A 17,394-nucleotide genomic window follows, 5' to 3' on the forward strand; every position below is an offset into this window, starting at 1 on the left:
GTCGCTGCGTCATCGCCATCGACCATCACCGCGCGATCATGTGCGGATTGCCGTTGTCATTCACTAGAGCTCCTGATAACAATCGAATCGATATCTCATTCGTTTTCTACGACATTTCAATTCGACCAATCGAAAATCTCCAGGGGGAACTCGCAATGGAAGCTTTTCTCGGAACTATCCTGACGGTCGGATTCAATTTTCCACCGAACGGCTGGGCACAGTGCCAGGGGCAGCTCCTGCCCATCAATCAGAACACGGCGCTGTTCTCTCTCTTCAGTACGTATTACGGCGGCAACGGCACGACGACTTTCGGCCTGCCGGATCTGCGCAGCCGCATTCCCCTGGGCGTCGGCCAGGGCTCCGGCCTGCAAAACTACAGCATCGGGATGCCGACCGGCACCGAGACGACGACGCTGACCGTCGCCAACATGCCGATGCACACCCATCAGGCGACGTTCGCGCCGACCACCGGCAGCCAGAACATCACCATTCCGGCGCAGACCGGCCCCCTGAACGTGGCGCTGAACGTCGCGAGCGGGAGCGGCAGCGTCAACCCGGGGGCCGGGACCGTGCTGGCAGCGGGCACCTCGACAGGAAAAATCTACACGGCCTATCCCCCGGCCTCCCCCGCCACCATGACGACCCTCAACGCCGCGTCGATCACGGTGTCGGGCACCCCGGCGATCCCGGAGCAGACCGTCGCCGTCAATACGGTGACCGGCGGCACCGTGACGAACGCGGTGGCCGGCGGCAACCAGGGCTTCACCAACCTGCAGCCCTCGCTGGCGCTGAACTTCATCGTCGCGCTGACCGGCATCTATCCGAGCCGCCAGTGAGCGCCTCGCTCGACACCCTGTCGGCAGGCGTCTTCGCGCCCCTGGTGGGGGAAGCGTTCGGGCTGCACGGCCCGGACGGGCACGACCTGGCGGTGACGCTGGCGCATTGCGACGAGCATCCCCGCGCGACCATGCCGGGGAGCCCCCGCACGGCGTTCAGCCTGACCTTCGCCGGTCCCGCGGCCGGCGCCTCCCCGGGTGGCGAGTGCGTGCTGTCGCACCCCTCGCTCGGCACGGTCGGGCCGCTCCATGTCGAGCGCGTCATGCCCATCGGCTTCCCGGCGGGCAGCGCCGTGTACGAGGCGGTCTTCGCCTGATCGCCCTCGCGCCTCCGCAGCCCGCCTGCAGGGGCGCCCTCGTTCCGTTTTCTCCCGACAGGACATCCCGCCGCATGGTCGCTTATGCCGGCTCCATCCCGCTGCTCGGAGGCCTGGGGCTCCGCCCCATCCGCCCGACGGACCAGGACTTCCTGCTGCAGCTCTTCGTCGAGTCGCGCCCCTGGCTCACCTGGGCCGCCGACGACCGCGACTTCCTGCAGACGCTCTACGAGCAGCAGTTCAAGGCCCTGCGGACCGGGCTCGAGACGGTCTATCCCGAGCATCTGGACTTCATCCTCGAGCGCACGGGCCAGGCGGTCGGGCGCCTCGTGGTCGATCTCGGCTACCATGACTGGCGCATCACCGAACTGGCGATCGTCGCGGCGGCCCGCGGCAAGGGCATCGGGACCGACCTCGTGCGCAGCCTCCAGATGGCGGCCGAGCAGCAGCGCCTGCCGATCACCCTCTCGACCCCGATGGCCGGCGCCACCGACGGGCGGAGCCTCTACGAGCGCCTGGGCTTCCAGGTCACGGCCGTGCGCCCGCCGCTCTACGAGATGGCCTGGCTCCCCGCCTGCCTGCGGGCGCCTCAGCCGGCCGGCGCTTGACATCGCCCGCGCGCGGCGGATGGTCGGCCCGAGGCCCGAGGCCCGAGGCCGCGCCGCGACATCGGCGGCCCCCAGGAGATGATTCGATGGACTGGGCCGCCGCTTCCTACCGGGCGCGTCGGCTGGTCCGGGCCCGCCAGCGTCTCGTCCCGGAGCGGATCTCCCTCGCGCTGATCGATGCCTTCGCGGCGCAAGGAACGGTCACCGCGGCCGGGATGCGGGCGCTCGTGCCGCCAGAGCGGGTCGCTACCATCCTGGGCCTCGTGACGACGGCCGTCCACGGCACCGGCCACGTGCCGGCGAAGAGCGGCTGGTACCGGCGCGACGAGAACGGCGCCTTCGTCATCGATCCCGGCTTCGCCGTCGCCTGGTTGGCCGCGCGGGCCTGCGACGCCCCGCTGCCCGGCCCGGCCGGGGCGCGGTGAGGCGGCGCGGGGTCGATCTCCCGAAAACCGAAATCATACCAACGGTCGTTGAAAACGGTCGTTGGTTCTGTTCTCGAATTTACGCCAAGCCCGAGGTCCCGGACTTCTGGGCTTGGTGTCGAAAGCTCGAGATGGGTCGACGGCCCCGTCGACCTCGGGCTTGCCCGAGATCGAATCGATGCGTCAGCATCTTGGGCCGTTGGTATCAGGCGTGCGATACCCTATTCTCCCAACCTCATCCTGAGGTGTCGGCGATCGGAGATCGCACAGGATCTTCGATCGACCGACCTCGAAGGAGGGCTCCAGAAATCGCCATGGTCTCTGGAGCCCTCCTTCGAGGCTCCCTGCGGTCGAATGCGATCGTCGATCGCCAGCACCTCATCCTGAGGTCGCGGGTGGGATGCCCGAATACCCGTCGGCCCAATCACCGCCGCTCATACGAAATCCGATTGATTGCTTCGCAATGCGGATTTCGGCTTCGCTCAGGCGCCGCGCGGGCTGGTGATACGAAATCCGGAAGGGATCTTCCGGATTTCGTATCACGCCCCCCTCCCCGCCGCCAGGGCGGCGCGGACGAGCTCGGCCAGGCTCCCGGCCTGCATCTTCGCCATCACGTTGGCGCGGTAGATCTCGACCGTGCGCGGGCTGATGCCGAGATCCTGGGCGATGACCTTGTTGGGCTTGCCGGCCACCAGTTCGTCGAGCACCTGTACCTCCCGCTCCGACAGCGAGGCGACGCGCTGGCGGATCCCGGCCGCGGCGGCGTCCCGCTCGGCGCTCCGGCGGCCGGATGCGAGGGCGGCGCGCACCGCGGCGAGGAAGACCTCGTCGTCGAACGGCTTCTCGATGAAGTCGGCCGCGCCCTCCCGCATCGCCGCGACGGCGAGCGGCACGTCGGCGTGGCCGGTCATCACGATCACCGGCGCCGCCTCGCCGCGGGCCTTCAGGCGGCGCAGGAGCTCGATCCCGTCGAGGCCCGGCATCCGCACGTCGGTGACGATGCAGCCCGAGACCCGCGCGACCGCCTCCAGGAAGGCCGTGGCGGAATCGTGCAGGCGCACCGGGATCCCGTCCGAGGCGAGCAGGAAGGCGAGCGACTGCCGGACCGCCCGGTCGTCGTCGACCACGTGCACCAGCGGCTCATCGGGCATCGTCCAGCTCCCTCCTGTCCACCGCCCGCAGGCTGAAGCGGAACTCGGTCCCCTGCCCTTGCCCCTGACCGTGCCGGGATTCGGCGCGGATCTTGCCGCCATGCGCCTCCACGATGGTGCGGCAGATCGAGAGCCCGACCCCCATCCCCTGCGGTTTGGTGGTCACGAAGGGCTGGAACAGGCGCGAGGCCACCTCCGGGGCGAGGCCTGGGCCGGTATCCGCGACGCCGATCTCGACGAGGCCGTCCCCGGGCAGCGCCCGGGTCGACACGCGCAGCTCGCGCCGGGGCGAGTCCTGCATCGCCTCGATGGCGTTGCGGATCAGGTTGAGCAGCACCTGCTGCACCTGGATCCGGTCGGCCAGCACCAGCGGCGCCGCCGGGTCGAGGGCGAAGGTGACGTGGACGCCGCGCTCCTTGGCGCCGACGAGGGCGAGCGCGCTCGCCTCCTCGATGAGCTTGGGCAGTTCCTCGATGTGGCGCTCGCCCTCGCCGCGGGCGACGAACTCGCGCAGGTGGCGGATGACCTGACCCGCCCGCAGGGCCTGGTCGGCGGCCTGGTCGACCGCGCCGGCGAGCATCGCCATCTCGGGGGGCGGCGTGCCGGCGCCCTGCATCCGGTCGATGAGGCGGCGGCAGCCCTTGAGGTAGCTGGCGATGGCGGTGAGCGGCTGGTTGATCTCGTGGGCGAGCGTCGAGGCCATCTCGCCCAGCGCGGTGAAGCGCGACATGTGCACCAGCTCGGATTGCAGTTCCTGCAGCCGGGTCTCGGTGCGCTGGCGCTCGGTGAGGTCGCGGATGAAGCCCGTGAAGTAGCGCGCGCCCGAGGAGCGCATCTCGCCGACCGCCAGTTCCATCGGAAAGGTCGAGCCGTCCCGGCGCTGGCCGACCACGACGCGGCCGATGCCGATGATGCGCCGCTCGCCGGTGGCGAGGTAGCGGGCCATGTAGGAATCGTGCCGGCTGCGATAGGGCTCGGGCATCAGCAGGCTGATGTTATGGCCCACCACCTCCTCGGGGGCGTAGCCGAACTGGCGCACGGCGGCGGCGCTGAAGGACTGGATCCGGGCCGCCTCGTCGATCACCACCATGGCGTCCGGCACCGTCTCGAGGATCGAGCGCAGATGCGCCTCGCGGGCGCGCAGCTCGGTCTCGGCCTGGCGCTGCGCCCGGATGCTGAACACCACCCCGCGGTGGCGCAAGGGTCCCCCCTCCGGGTCGATCTCCACGGTCCCGCGGGAGCGCAGCCAGTCGGTCTCGCCGTCGGGACGCACGACGCGGTAATCGACCTCGTAGCTGCCGCCCCGGTCCAGCGCCCGCCGGATGACGCTCGCCCGGGCCTCGCGGTCGTCGGGATGGACCAGGCTTTGCGTCGCCTCGAAGGTGCCCAGGCGCTCGGGCGGCACGCCGAACAGCCGGGCGCCGCTCGGCGAGACGGTGATGCGGCCGGTGCCAGGATCGAGCGACCAGAAGCAGATGCCGACCTCGTCGAGCGTCTGGCGCAGCTCCTCGGCGTTCGGGGCGCCGGGAGGCGGCGTCTCGGGGGCGGCGGTCACGGCCGAAGTCGGGCCGCCGGGACCTCTTCCGGTCGAGACCCGCCGCACCGCCCGCATGCCACGCCCATCGAATCCCCGTCCCTCGTCATGCCTGGGTGCCGCTCTGCCCCCGGCGCGGCGCAAGGTGCCCCAGGCCGGGCGGGAATGCCAGTCCGGCCGGCCGTCCCTGTCAGGTCTTGGGGTTACTCGTCCGACAGGGCCCGCAGCTCGGCGCCCTCGATGTCGTCGTACTGGCCGGAGCGCAACGCCCACAGGAAGGCGGCAAGCCCGAGCCCGCCGAGGCCGAGCGCGATCGGGATGACGAGGAGAAGCACGCTCATTGGAGTCGATCCTCGGATGATTCGGGACCAGGTAAGTCGGGATAAGAGTCTGCTTGGATGATCGGCATCGTTTGTCCCGTCCACAACCTCATCCTGAGGTGTCAGTCGATTGAAGATCGACTGACCTCGAAGGAGGGCTCCAGACGACGCAGAGGTTCCTGGAGCCCTCCTTCGAGGCTGCTGCAGGCAGCAGCACCTCAGGATGAGGCCGCGGGTGGGATGGAGAAATGCTTCGCCATGCTCTCCCTGAACCTCAAACAGGCTCTCCGATGACGTGTGCGCCAGGGTCCGCCGCCGGCGCGGCTTCGGGCTCCGGCCTGACCGGCAGCGGGCCCCGCGCCCGCAGGGCGTTGAGCGTGACGACCACCGACGAGCCCGACATGGCGAGCGCGGCGATCAGCGGCGTCAGCCAGCCGGCGGCGGCGAGCGGCACCGCGACGAGGTTGTAGGCGGCGGCGAGCCACAGGTTCTGGAGCATCAGGGTCCTGGCCCGCGCGCCGACCGCCAGCACCGACAGGACCGGGGCGAGGTTGCGGCCGAGGAACAGGGCGTCGGCGGCGGCCTGGCTCACATGGGCGGCGGTGACCGGCGAGAGCGAGGCATGCGCGGCGGCGAGCGCCGGCGCGTCGTTGAGCCCGTCGCCGACCATCAGCACCCGCCGGCCGGCCTGCTCCAAAGCCGCGATGCGGGCGATCTTGTCCTGCGGGGTCAGGCCGGCCTCCCATTCCGCGACGCCGAGCCGCCCGGCGATCGCCGCGACCGCGGAGGCGCGGTCGCCCGACAGGACGACCACCCGGCGGCCCGACGCCCGCAAGGCCACCACCACCTCCGCCGCGTCCGGGCGCAGGGCCTGGCGGACCGGATAGGCGACGGGCTCCCCCTCCCCGGCCCGGAAGCAGATCACCGAGGCCTCCGGATCGGCGGAGAGCGACGTGGCGGCCTGGGCTTCGGCCCCGCAGAAGGCCGGGGAACCGAGGCGGAGTTCGACGCCGTCGACCACCACCCGCACGCCGAATCCGGCCGCCTCCTGCGCGCCCGGCCAGGGCTCGGCGCCGGGGACGGTTCTCGCCAGCGCCGCCGCCATCGGATGGCGGCTCGACAGGGCGAGGCGTGCAGCCTGCGCCAGGATCGCCGGGTCCCCGGATACGGCCAGGATCGGCTCCGGCAGGGTGAGGGTCCCGGTCTTGTCGAACACCACCGTGTCGACCTGCGCGAAACGCTCCAGGGCGGTGCCGTCGGCGAGCAGCACGCCGTCGCGAAACAGCGCCCCCGCCGCGACCACCTGGACGGCGGGGATCGCCAGACCGAGCGCGCAGGGGCAGGTGACGATCAGGACCGCGACCGCGATCATCACGGCGGCATGCGGGCCGGCACCCGCCAGGAGCCAGGCGACGAAGGCCAGGGCGGCGGCGGTGTGGACCAGGGGCACGTAGAGCCGGGTCGCCCGGTCGGCGAGCACCAGCGCGCGGGAGCGCGCCTCGAGGGCCCGGCGCATCAGCCCCTCGACCTCGTCGAGGAGCGTTCCCCCCGCGACGGCCGTGACCGCGACGACGAGGGCCCCGTCGCCGTTGAGGGCGCCGGCATGGACCGCCTCGCCCTCCCCGACCGGCACGGACGCGGTCTCGCCGGTGACGAGGCTGCGGTCGAGGTCCGAGCGCCCGTGCTCGACGATCCCGTCGACCGGCACCCGCTCGCCCGGGCGCACCAGCACGCGGTCGCCGGGAGCGAGGTCCGGGAGCGGCACGTCCCGCACCGATCCTTCGGCGTCGATGCGGGCGGCATTCTCGCTGCGCAGGGCCGCCAGGTTCTCGGCCAGCGCCCGGGTGCGCCGGCGCATCGCCTGGTCGAGCACCCGGCCGATCAGCAGGAAGAACAGCAGCATGATCGCGCCGTCGAAATAGGCGTGGGTCGCCCCCCGCGCCGTCTCGACCACCGACATCACCAGCGTCAGCACCACGCCCAGGGTGATGGGGACGTCCATGGTGATCCGCCCGGCGCGCAGGCCCCGCAAGGCGCCTTCGTAGAACGGCCGGCCAGCATAGGCCGCCGCCGGCAGAGCGACCAGGGCCTGGATCCAGTGGAAGAGGTCGCGATTCTCCGGCGTCATGTCGGAGACGTTGCCGGCCCAGACCGAGATCGCGAGCAGCATCACGTTCATCGACGCGAAGCCCGCCACCGCCATGGCGCGGATCAGCCGCTCGGTCTCCGCCGCCTCGGCATCGGCGGGCCGGCGCGGATCGAAGGGATACGCAGCGTAGCCGAGGCGGTCGAGCCGCTCCAGGACCGCGCCGATCTCCGCCTCGGCTCCCGGCGCCCAGGCGACGGCGAGGCGCCGGTCGGAGAGGTTGAGGCGCGCGCTCGCGACGCCCGGCACCTCCGACACGCCGCGCTCGATCGCGCTCATGCAGGCGGCGCAGCGCACGCCCTCGACGGCGAATTCCGCCCGGGCGATGCCCGTGGGGCCACGGGAGACGAAGGCCTTGTAGTTGCGCCCGAGGGAGGGCCGGGTATTCGCCTCGCTCCACGAGGCATGGGCCTCGACATAGGCCAGCGCGGCATCGGTGCAGCACATCGGATCGCCTCGGATTCTCACAGCATGCTTGGGTTGCGCGCCCAGCACCGCAACGAAATTGCCTGTCCCATCCGTGACCTCATCCCGAGATGCTGGCGATCGGAGATCGCAGACTGAAAGGAGCCTCGAAGGATGGTTCCAGAGATCGCAGAATTTTCTTGACCCCTCCTTCTAGGTCAGTCGATTTTCAATCGCGTGCGATCTTCGATTGCCAACACTTCAGGATGAGGCTGTGGGTGGGATACAGTACGTCGATCAGTCAAACAGGTTCTCAATCGAGGGTCAGGCGGCGTTCGCGCCGCAGCTCGACCCCGTCGGGGCCCCACACCTCGACGACGAGGCGCCACTGGCCGCCCGGCAAGTCCTCGACCCGGCCCGCATAGGTGCCGGGTGCCGTCTCGGCGAGGGCGAGGCTCCGGTCGGCGCGGGCATCGGTGGGGCGTTCCAGCCGGGCGCGCAGGTCCTTGCCCGCCAGGAGGTCCCCGGTCTTCGCCCGCACCAGGACGGCGAGCGTCGCGCCCGTGCCGGCCCGGGCGACGGCGCTCTCCAGCTGCCAGCCGCGCGCGTCCTGCGCCCGCGCCCGGGCGAGGTCTGAATTGTAGACCTGGCCGGCATGGTAGGGCGATGCGACCTCGAGCCCCGACCAGGTGCGTAGCGCGGACGTGACCAGGAAGGCGTCGGCGCTCGCGACCGTGCCGAAGAAGCCGACGAGGATGAGGAAGATGCGCCGCCCGGTCAGGCGGAACGGTGCGGCGGTGGGGGCGTGCATGGTCAGGGCGCCTTGAAGTGGTCCTGCGCCAGCGCGGTCTCGCCCGAGACCGGATCGGCGAGGCGGAAGGTCAGCGGAATCGAGCCGGCGGTGCCGGGCGGCGCGAAGACGAGGACGCGGATCTCCCGCGTCGCGTCGGCCGGCACCGCGATCTCCCCCTCCGGCGCACCCACGATGTCGGTGCGGGCGCCGGGCAGACCTTCGACGGCGAGGGTCAGGTCGCGCGCGAACGGGCGCTTGTTGATGACCCGCACCGTGTAGCCGTTGCGGATGCCGCCCTCCGAGAGCGTGACGAAGAGCGGGTTGCGGTCGTGGAGGACGTTGACGCCGGTGAAGCTGCGGGTCGCGAGCGTGGTCAGCATGAATCCGCCGATGCCGGCCACCAGCAGCCCGTAGGCAATGGTGCGCGGGCGCAGGATCTTCCGGACCGGCGGCTGGCCCGCGGCCCGGCGCCGGCAATTCGCTTCTGTGTCGTAGGCGATGAGCCCAGTCGGGCGCCCGAGCTTCACCATGACGGCGTCGCAGGCATCGGCGCAGAGGCCGCACTGGATGCAGGGCATCTGGAGCCCGTCGCGGATGTCGATCCCCGCCGGGCAGGCGGTGACGCAGGCGAAGCAATCGACGCAGTCGCCGGCCGGCTCTCCGGCGGCGCGCAGGGCTCGCGACCGCTTGACCGAGGCACGCGGCTCGCCGCGATCGACCCGGTAGAGGATGTTGAGCGAGTGCTCGTCGGTGAGCGAGCCCTGGATGCGCGGCCAGGGGCACATGTAGGTGCAGACCTGCTCGCGCATGTGGCCGGCGAGGACGTAGGTCGTCGCGGTCAGCGTCAGGATGGCGAAGACGGCCTGGGGCTGGGCCTGGAAGGTCGCGAGCCGGTGCACCAGCGTCGGCGCGTCGGCGAAGTAGAGCACCCAGGCGCCGCCGGTCCACCACGCGATCAGGAGCCAGATCGCATGCTTCATGGTGCGCAACGCGACCTTCTCGATCGACCACGGCGCGGCGTCGAGCTTGAGCCGCGCCCGGCGGTCGCCCTCGACCAGGCGCTCGACCGCGAGGAAGAGGTCGGTCCACACCGTCTGCGGGCAGAGATAGCCGCACCAGATCCGGCCGGCGACCGCGTTCATCAGGAACAGGATCAGGGCCGCCAGGATCAGCAGGCCCATGACGTAGGTGACCTCCTGCGGCCACAGCTCGATGAAGAAGAAGTAGAACCGGCCCCGGTCGAGGTCGATCAGCACCGCCTGCGACGGCGCGCCCGGGCCGCGGTCCCAGCGCAGGAACGGCACGATGTAGTAGATGGCGAGGGTGACCGCCAGGATGATCCACTTCGCGGTACGGAAGCGCCCGCGCACGGCTTGCGGCTGGATCTTGCGCCGCGCCTCGTAGAGCGCGCCGTTCGGCGCCGACACCATTCGCCGGGTCGCCGCCTGGCCGAACTTCTTGGTGCGGCCCTCGATCAGGGTCGTGCGAGACCTGGCCGAGGTGGTGGTTTGGATCGTCCGCACGGGTTCCGTCGAGGCCATCGCCGCTTGTCCAGCCGCCCGGGAACGGGCGCTCGATGTCTTCGGCCGGCAAGCGGCTCCGGGCATTGATCTCGCGCAATCGGCGGGGCGGCCTGGGCGCCCACAACCCGGGTCTGGACGACGAACACCGTCATTCGGGCAGGCGATGGCACGACCCGTTCGCCTCTGATGCGGCAGCTCGTACCGGATGACGTCAGCTTGGCCGACGAACTGATCGCCGATTGGCGCGCCAGAACCCTCCCCCCTCTGCGGGGGAGGGTGCCCCACGGAGTGGGGCGGGAGAGGGGACGACGCTTCCGGACAAAGCTGAAGCGTTCTGACGGGCGCCACCTGGATCAGCGTCGCGCTGCCCCTCTCCCGTCTCGCTCCGCTCGCCACCCTCCCCCGCAGAGGGGGGAGGGGTCATGCTCTCGGCCGTTGCTGCCGCACCGCGGAACTTGCTGATTCAGCTACCGCGGAGTTCCAAGACCAGGAACGGTGAGAACTCGGAGAGCGTCAGATTCGAGGGGAATGCCCCGCTACTTCCCACCCCCGAGCCCATGAACGTAGACCGCCAGCGACTTGATGGTGGCCGCATCCAGCCTCCCCTCCCAGGTCGGCATCACGCCCTTGCGGCCGCCCTGGATCGTCGCCACCACCTCCTGCGGCGCGGCGCCGTAGAGCCAGACCGCGTCGGTGAGGTTGGGAGCGCCCATCTCCGGATTGCCCTTGCCCTGCTCGCCGTGGCAGGCGGCGCAGTTCTGGGCAAAGAGCGCGGCGCCCTTCTCCAGGCTGAGAGCCGGCGCGAAGGCCTTGCCGGACAGGGACAGGACGTAGTTCGCCACCGTCTCGACCTCGTCGCGCTTCAGGATCCCGTCGCGGCCGAAGGCCGGCATCTCGCCCGTGCGGGTGTCGGCGTGGCCGGAGCGGATGCCGACGCGGATCGTCTCGGCGATCGTCTCGAGGCCCCCGCCCCAGAGCCAGTCGTCGTCCTGGAGGTTGGGGTAGCCGGCCCGGCCGGTCGCGGCGGTGCCGTGGCAGGCGGCGCAATTGTCGCCGAAGGCCGCCTTGCCGGTGGCGAGGGCCAGCGGCAGCAGGGTCGGATCGGCCTCGATCGCCGCGAGATCGGCGGATGCGAGCTTGTCCTGGCCGATCGCCGCGCGGGCCGCCCGGGTCGTGGCCACATCGGCCAGCACCGCGGCGCGGGACGAGTAGCCGAGCAGGCCGCGCGTGTGGTCGAAGACCAGCGGCCAGGCCGGATAGGCGATCCAGTAGCCGAAGGCCCAGACGATCGTGGCGTAGAGCGAATACAGCCACCAGCGCGGCAGCGGGTTGTTGTACTCGGCGATGCCGTCCCACTCGTGGCCGGTGGTCTCGGGGGTGGATGTGGTGTCGGTCACGAGGCTCACTCCTCGTCGAGGGGCAGGCGGGCGGCGGCGTCGAACCGGCCCTGGTTGCGCGGCCAGAGCGCGTAGAGGGTGGCTCCGGCGAACAAGGCGACGAAGTAGAGAAGGCCGCTCGTCTGGGCGAAGCGGGAGGCGAGGTCGTAGGTCACGGGCATCACCTCAGGTTCTTCTTGTCGTCGTAGAGCTTGAAGTCGACCATCGTGCCGAGCACCTGAAGGTAGGCGACCAGGGCGTCGAGCTCGGTGACGCGGCCCTTCTCGCCGGGGGCGTGCAGGACGGCGCCGGGGTAGCGCTGCTGGAGACCCGCATCCGCGCCCTCGGGGTCGAGCTGGGCGGCGAGATCGCTTCCCGCCCGCAGGATCATCTCCGGGCCGTAGGGCACGCCGAGCCTGGCATTCGCCGTCAGGTCGTCGGCGATCGCCTCGGCGTCGAGGGGCCGGTCGAGGAAGCCGTAGGCCGGCATGATCGAGCCGGGGACGACGGCGCGCGGGTCCTTCAGGTGCTCGCGGTGCCAGGCGTCGGAATACTTCTCCCCGACCCGGGCGAGGTCGGGCCCGGTGCGCTTCGAGCCCCACTGGAACGGGTGGTCGTACATGGATTCGGCGGCGAGCGAGAAATGGCCGTAGCGCTCGACCTCGTCGCGCATCGGCCGCACCATCTGGCTGTGGCAGAGATAGCAGCCCTCGCGCACGTAGATGTTGCGGCCGGCCAGTTCCAGCGGCGTGTAGGGCCGCACGCCCGCCGCCGCCTCGATGGTGCTCTTCAGGTAGAACAGCGGGACGATCTCGATCAGGCCGCCGATGGCGACGACGATCAGGATGCCGATCAGCAGCAGGATCGAGTTTGTCTCGAAGAATTCATGCCTCTTCCAGAGGCCGGGCTGGGCGATGGCCATGGCCGGGGTGCTTTCGCTTGCGATGAGGTGACGGGGCCCGCCGGCGGGCGGGCCCGGGAGATCACTCGGCCGGGACCAGGGCGGCGTCGGCGACGGAATTCCGCTCGCCCGCCTCGTGGCCCAGGATCGTCATGGCGAGGTTGTAGGCCATGATCAGCGCGCCGATCAGGAACAAGACGCCGCCGAGCGCCCGCACCAGGTAGTAGGGCTGCATCGCCTCGACGGTCTCGACGAAGGAATATTCGAGGAAGCCGAAGCTGTTAGTGGCCCGCCACATCAGGCCCTGCATGATCCCGGCGACCCACATCGCGGTGATGTAGAGGACGATGCCGAGCGTCGAGACCCAGAAGTGCCACTCGACGAGGCGGAGCGAATAGACCTCGCGGCGGTTCCACAGCCACGGCACCAGGCAGTACAAGGCGCCGAAGGACACGTAGGCGACCCAGCCGAGGGCGCCGGAATGGACGTGGCCGATGGTCCAGTCGGTGTAGTGGCTGAGCGCGTTGACCGCCTTGATCGACATCATCGGCCCCTCGAAGGTCGCCATGCCGTAGAAGGCCAGCGACACGACCATCAGGCGCAGGATCGGATCGGTGCGAAGTTTGTCCCAGGCGCCCGAGAGCGTCATCAGGCCGTTGATCATCCCGCCCCAGGACGGCATCCACAGCATGATCGAGAAGGTCATGCCGAGCGTCTGGGCCCAGTCCGGCAGCGCGGTGTAGTGCAGGTGATGGGGCCCCGCCCAGATATACATGAAGATCAGGGCCCAGAAGTGGATGATCGACAGCCGGTAGGAATAGATCGGCCGCCCGGCCCGCTTCGGGATGAAGTAGTACATGATGGCGAGGAAGCCGGCGGTGAGGAAGAAGCCGACGGCGTTGTGGCCGTACCACCACTGCACCAGCGCGTCCTGCACGCCGGAGAAGATCGGGTACGACTTCGAGCCGAACACGGTCACCGGCAGGCTGAGGTTGTTGACGACGTGCAGCATCGCGATGGTGACGATGAAGGCGAGGTAGAACCAGTTCGCCACGAAGATGTGCGGCTCGCGCCTCTTCGCGAGGGTGGCGAGGAAGACCGCGAGGTAGACGACCCAGACCACCGTCAGCCAGAGGTCGGCGTACCATTCCGGCTCGGCATATTCCTTCGACTGGGTCACGCCCATCAGGTAGCCGGTGCCGGCCACGACGATGAACAGGTTGTAGCCGAGCACCACGAACCACGGCGCGAGATCGCCCGCGAGCCGCACCCGGCAGGTCCGCTGCACCACGTAGAGCGAGGTCGCGATCAGGACGTTGCCGCCGAAGGCGAAGATCACCGCCGAGGTGTGCAGCGGGCGCAGGCGCCCGAAGGTGGTGTATTCGAGCCCGAGATTGAGCGAGGGCGCCCAGAGCTGGAAGGCGATGATGCAGCCGACCAGGAACCCGGCGAGGCCCCATCCCATCGCGGCGATGGCGGCGAACTTCACCGGACCCAGGTTGTAGTTCGGCTTGCCGCCGATCTCCTGCGGGATCGGCTCGGGGTCGCGGGCGGCGTAGCGGCGCAGGATCGCCACGATGCCGGCCACGGCGGCGAGCGAGAACAGGCCGGTATGCAGACCGTAAGCCGGATCGACCGCCTTGGCCGAGGCGATCAGGCACAGGAGGGCGGCAAGGCCCAAGGCGGCGCACAGGCCCGCCTCCCCTTCGGTCATGTATTTGGGTGCGGGACTGGCGGACATGGCTGGATCGGTTCGCTCCAGGCGCGGATGCGGGACGAACCCGATGTGCTGGTGGCGCGGGTCTGGAGCCTTGATCTGCGTCAATCGCCCTGGGACGCTCCGCGCATCAAAAGCCTGCCCGTTAAAAGATGAGGCGCGTGTTTTCCCCTCTCCCCGCGGGCGGGGAGAGGACTTCATCGACCTTGTCGTCGATGAAGTGAGCGCAGGCGAAAGCCGGAGCGAGGGTGAGGGGGCGGTGCCGGAAGAGTCTCATCCGGAGACACCCCCTCACCCTCGCCCTGCGGGCTCGCTGCGAACCCGACAAGGGGTTCGCAGCCCTCTCCCCGCCCGCGGGGAGAGGGGAAACCCACGCCTGTTCTTTCCCCGAACAGCCCTGAGCAGTGTGGAGAAGCAAACAGTTATTATTCCAGAATCCGGAATGATGAACTGCCGAATGCGCGCATTCTCGATGGCGCCCGATCCCCGCATGGTACGGGGGCGGTTCGGGCAAGGCCGGGCCACGGAAACGAGGATCCGCGATCATGAAGCTCTATCACCACCCGCTCTCGGGCCATGCCCACCGGGCCCGGCTGTTCCTCGCGCTGCTCGGCGTGCCGCACGAGGCGGTCGAGGTCGATTTGAGGGCGGGGGCGCACAAGCGGCCCGACTTCCTGGCCCTCAACCCCTTCGGCCAGGTGCCGGTGCTCGACGACGACGGCATCGTCATCGCGGATTCGAACGCCATCCTGGTCTACGTGGCGAAGAAGCTCGGCCGGACCGACTGGCTGCCGGAGAACGCAGAGGCCGCGGCCGCCGTGCAGCGCTGGCTGTCGGTCGCTGCCGGCGAGCTGGCCTACGGCCCCGCCGCCGCCCGGCTCGTCACGGTGTTCGGCGCCGATTTCCGCCCCGAGGAGGTGATCGGACGGGCCCATACCCTGCTGCGGCGCCTGGAGGCGCACCTGACCGGCCGCGACTGGCTGGTGGGCGGGCATCCGACGATCGCGGATGTCGCGCTCTACAGCTATCTGGCGCGGGCCCCCGAGGGTAACGTCGACCTGTCGGACTATCGGAACGTCGTCGCGTACTTGCGCCGGATCGAGGCCCTGCCGGGCTTCCTCCCCTTCGCGGAGACCCCGGCCGGCCTCAGCGCCGCCTGACCCCACCTGTCCGGGCGCGCCGTCAGGCTGCGCCCGACCGAACCGGACGGGAGATGCATCATGAGCGATGGTTCGACGATGACGGGGCCTTCCGCCCCCCAGGCTTCGCCCTGGCACCCGGGCGAGACGGCCATCCAGGAACAGGTCGGCGTCGCCGCGCGGATGGCGGAGGTCGGCCGGCGCGTGGTGCGGGACTTCATGCCCGAGCAGCACCGCGCCTTCTTCGCGCAGCTCCCGTTCCTCGTCGCCGGCAGCGTCGACCCGCAGGGCGACGCCTGGGCGACGCTGATCGCCGGCACGCCGGGTTTCGTCGCCGCGCCGGGCCCGAGGGCGCTCACCATCGCGGCGCGGCCCGAACCGGGCGACCCGGCGAGCGCGGGCCTGCGCGAGGGCGAGGCGATCGGTCTCCTCGGCATCGAGCTGCACACCCGCCGCCGCAACCGGGTGAACGGCGTCATCCGCGGATCGGCGGAGGGCCTCCTGCGGGTCGAGGTCGAGCAGAGCTTCGGCAATTGCCCGCAATACATCCAGCTGCGCGACGGCGCGGCGATCCGTGATCCGCAGCAGGCCGTCGCGAGCGCCGTCGAGGAGAGCGCCGCCCTCGACGAGGCGGCCCGCGCCACGATCGCGGCCGCCGACACCTTCTTCGTCGCCTCCTACACCGAGCAGAACGGGCGTCGTCAGGTCGACGTCTCGCATCGCGGCGGCAAGGCCGGCTTCGTGCGGGTCGCCGCCGACGGCACGCTCACGATTCCCGATTTCGCCGGCAACCTGTTCTTCGCGACCTTGGGCAACATCCTGCTCAACGGCAAGGCCGGCCTGGTCTTCGCAGATTTCGCGACCGGCGACCTGCTGCAGCTGACGGGGGACGCCGAAATCGTCCTGTCCTCGCCCGAGATCGCCGCCTTCCAGGGTGCCGAGCGGCTCTGGACGGTCCGGCCGCGCCGGGTGGTGCGGCGGCGCGGCGCGTTGCCCCGGCGCTGGACTTTCCGGCCGGACGGCTGGTCGCCCAATTCGCTGATGACCGGCGACTGGCGTGAGGCCGCCGACCGGCTCCGTGCCGCCGACCTCGCGACGCGGTGGCGCCCGTTCACCGTCACCCGGATCGTCGACGAGAGCCGGACGATCCGCTCCTTCCATCTCCGGCCGGCGGACGGGGCCGGGCTCGTCCCGCACCGGGCCGGGCAGCACCTGCCGATCCGCGTGACGCTGCCCGGGCAGGAGACGCCGGTCATCCGCACCTACACGCTCTCGGTCGCGCCGTCGGATGCGACGTACCGGATCAGCGTCAAGCGGGACGGCGCGGTGTCCCGCCACCTGCACGAGACCTTGCGGGTGGGAGATGAGATCGAGGCCCGCGCCCCGGCCGGCGGCTTCACCATCGACGCGCAAGGCCGGCGCCCGGCCGTTCTGCTCGCCGGCGGGGTCGGCATCACGCCGCTCCTCGCGATGCTGCGCCACGTCGTCTACGAGGGCCTGCGGACTCGGCGCGTCCGGCCGACCGTTCTGGTCCAGGCCGCCCGGTCCCGGGAGGACCGGCCCTTCGCCCGCGAGTTGGCCGAGCTCGCCGCCGCTTCCGGCGGCGCGGTGCGGCTCGTGCGGGTGCTCAGCGAGCCCGGCGACGCCGTCGCGGGGGTCGATTACGACGTCGCCGGCCGGATCGACAGGGCGCTGCTGGCCCGCCTCCTGCCGTTCGGCGATGACGACTTCTATCTCTGCGGCCCGCCCGCCTTCACGCAAGGACTCTATGACGCCCTGCGCGGCCTCAACGTCGCCGACGACCGCATCCACGCCGAGGCGTTCGGCCCCTCCTCGCTCGTGCGCAGCGGGCCGACCGCCGCGACGGTGCCGGAACGCCCGCCTGCCGCGGCGGAGCCGGTCGCGGTCGCTTTCCTGAATTCCTCCAAGGAGGCGCGCTGGACGCCGGAATCCGGAATGCTGCTGGACCTCGCCGAGGCCCGCGGCCTCAGTCCCGAATTCAGCTGCCGGGAAGGCTCCTGCGGGACCTGCAGGACCCGGCTGCTTGCCGGCGCCGTCACCTACGCCAAGGAACCCGCGGCGGCGGTCGCGGCGGACGAGGTCCTGATCTGCTCGGCCGTCCCGGCCATGGGCAGCGGGCCCGTGCATCTCGCCCTGTGAGTCTCGCCCCGGCGGCCGTCGACCCGGCCGCGTCCCTCGGCCA

16 protein-coding genes are annotated in these 17,394 nt (G+C 70.6%); 6 read left to right on the forward strand and 10 right to left on the reverse strand.

All coding sequences use genetic code 11. The features are described 5' to 3' along the window. Positions 1-155 precede the first annotated feature (155 nt). From AC3AOF_RS25720 to AC3AOF_RS25735, 4 genes are all read left to right on the forward strand, one after another. Positions 156-836 (forward strand): phage tail protein, encoded by a 681-nt coding sequence (locus tag AC3AOF_RS25720; RefSeq protein WP_236988199.1) that lies wholly within the window; start codon positions 156-158, stop codon positions 834-836. Further along, complete coding sequence (locus AC3AOF_RS25725; protein WP_236988198.1) at positions 833-1,153, forward strand: DUF6916 family protein; 321 nt, start codon at positions 833-835, stop codon at positions 1,151-1,153. The genes AC3AOF_RS25720 and AC3AOF_RS25725 overlap by 4 nt, the downstream gene beginning before the upstream one ends. Positions 1,154-1,227: 74 nt before the next feature. Beyond that, positions 1,228-1,761 (forward strand): GNAT family N-acetyltransferase, encoded by a 534-nt coding sequence (locus AC3AOF_RS25730; protein ID WP_488346869.1) that lies wholly within the window; start codon positions 1,228-1,230, stop codon positions 1,759-1,761. 86 nt (positions 1,762-1,847) lie between these two features. Further along, the gene (locus AC3AOF_RS25735; RefSeq protein WP_236988196.1) at positions 1,848-2,186 is read left to right on the forward strand and encodes a hypothetical protein; all 339 of its coding nucleotides are present in this window, start codon (positions 1,848-1,850) and stop codon (positions 2,184-2,186) included. Between the two features lie 539 nt (positions 2,187-2,725). On the opposite strand, the gene fixJ is transcribed toward AC3AOF_RS25735, so the two are convergent. From fixJ to ccoN, 10 genes are all read right to left on the reverse strand, one after another. Further along, on the reverse strand, positions 2,726-3,337 hold the full coding sequence (gene fixJ, locus AC3AOF_RS25740; RefSeq protein WP_236988195.1) for a response regulator FixJ: 612 nt from the start codon (positions 3,335-3,337) through the stop codon (positions 2,726-2,728). Then, positions 3,327-4,949 (reverse strand): PAS domain S-box protein, encoded by a 1,623-nt coding sequence (locus tag AC3AOF_RS25745; protein WP_442919225.1) that lies wholly within the window; start codon positions 4,947-4,949, stop codon positions 3,327-3,329. The genes fixJ and AC3AOF_RS25745 overlap by 11 nt, the downstream gene beginning before the upstream one ends. Before the next feature lie 125 nt (positions 4,950-5,074). Beyond that, complete coding sequence (ccoS, locus tag AC3AOF_RS25750) at positions 5,075-5,212, reverse strand: cbb3-type cytochrome oxidase assembly protein CcoS (RefSeq protein ID WP_488346870.1); 138 nt, start codon at positions 5,210-5,212, stop codon at positions 5,075-5,077. A 253-nt stretch (positions 5,213-5,465) separates the two neighbouring features. Further along, complete coding sequence (locus AC3AOF_RS25755; protein ID WP_488346871.1) at positions 5,466-7,784, reverse strand: heavy metal translocating P-type ATPase; 2,319 nt, start codon at positions 7,782-7,784, stop codon at positions 5,466-5,468. 271 nt (positions 7,785-8,055) lie between these two features. Further along, a complete protein-coding gene (locus tag AC3AOF_RS25760) occupies positions 8,056-8,553 on the reverse strand; it encodes a FixH family protein (protein ID WP_488346872.1) in 498 nt (165 codons plus the stop codon). Between the two features lie 2 nt (positions 8,554-8,555). Beyond that, positions 8,556-9,965 carry a cytochrome c oxidase accessory protein CcoG gene (gene ccoG, locus AC3AOF_RS25765; RefSeq protein ID WP_488349057.1) on the reverse strand — a complete coding sequence of 470 codons (1,410 nt, stop codon included), beginning with the start codon at positions 9,963-9,965 and terminating at the stop codon, positions 8,556-8,558. A gap of 629 nt (positions 9,966-10,594) precedes the next feature. Next, positions 10,595-11,455, reverse strand: coding sequence for a cytochrome-c oxidase, cbb3-type subunit III (ccoP, locus tag AC3AOF_RS25770; protein WP_488346873.1), 861 nt, complete (start codon positions 11,453-11,455; stop codon positions 10,595-10,597). Between the two features lie 5 nt (positions 11,456-11,460). Further along, positions 11,461-11,616 carry a cbb3-type cytochrome c oxidase subunit 3 gene (locus AC3AOF_RS25775; protein WP_428913983.1) on the reverse strand — a complete coding sequence of 52 codons (156 nt, stop codon included), beginning with the start codon at positions 11,614-11,616 and terminating at the stop codon, positions 11,461-11,463. Next, positions 11,616-12,356, reverse strand: a complete 741-nt coding sequence (gene ccoO / locus AC3AOF_RS25780) for a cytochrome-c oxidase, cbb3-type subunit II (RefSeq protein ID WP_488346874.1) — start codon at positions 12,354-12,356, stop codon at positions 11,616-11,618. Before ccoO ends, AC3AOF_RS25775 begins: the two co-directional genes overlap by 1 nt. A gap of 61 nt (positions 12,357-12,417) precedes the next feature. Then, complete coding sequence (ccoN, locus tag AC3AOF_RS25785; RefSeq protein ID WP_488346875.1) at positions 12,418-14,076, reverse strand: cytochrome-c oxidase, cbb3-type subunit I; 1,659 nt, start codon at positions 14,074-14,076, stop codon at positions 12,418-12,420. A 521-nt stretch (positions 14,077-14,597) separates the two neighbouring features. Here ccoN and AC3AOF_RS25790 point away from each other — a divergent pair. Further along, positions 14,598-15,212 carry a glutathione S-transferase family protein gene (locus tag AC3AOF_RS25790; protein ID WP_488346876.1) on the forward strand — a complete coding sequence of 205 codons (615 nt, stop codon included), beginning with the start codon at positions 14,598-14,600 and terminating at the stop codon, positions 15,210-15,212. A gap of 60 nt (positions 15,213-15,272) precedes the next feature. Beyond that, positions 15,273-17,351, forward strand: coding sequence for a 2Fe-2S iron-sulfur cluster-binding protein (locus AC3AOF_RS25795; RefSeq protein ID WP_488346877.1), 2,079 nt, complete (start codon positions 15,273-15,275; stop codon positions 17,349-17,351). Positions 17,352-17,394 lie beyond the last annotated feature (43 nt).

Source organism: Methylobacterium sp. 142-1Y, from assembly GCF_057747795.1.